1 protein-coding gene is annotated in these 392 nt (G+C 43.9%); it reads right to left on the bottom strand.

The window, feature by feature from the left end; genetic code table 11:
* Positions 1-355, bottom strand: a 355-nt coding sequence (locus tag NE664_15375) for a hypothetical protein (GenBank protein ID MCQ4728013.1), incomplete at its 3' end; no start/stop codon positions are given.
* Between the last annotated feature and the right edge of the window lie 37 nt (positions 356-392).

The raw sequence follows: 392 nt of genomic DNA on the forward strand, positions 1-392 counted from the left end.
TTTTCGATAACTCATAATGTTTACAGCGCTTTGATTCATTTTTTATAACCAGATCACCGGTTATTCCAAACATCTCCGAAACATCGGTTCGCTCCTGCTTATTTGTGCAATTTCCGTTCACATTCCATGCACAGTTAGCGCACTGTTTCTTTATCTGGATTTTTTCGGCAGCATGGCTTAGCTTGCCTAACATACAATCGCAGCCCTCGTCAACTGTACTTGACGGTATATACCGGCTGCGTCCGGTACCGTAATCCACTTCATCGTATCCATCACGGTAGGTATATGTTCGGGTTTTCCCGCAATACGGACATAATTTTTCAAGTGTCTTTCGCTGTGGTGTAGTACTATACATTTTCCTGATCCCCTTTCCATTCGATCACCAGCTCCGG

Origin of the sequence: Anaerotignum faecicola (assembly GCA_024460105.1) — a bacterium.
Lineage (GTDB): Bacteria > Bacillota > Clostridia > Lachnospirales > Anaerotignaceae > JANFXS01.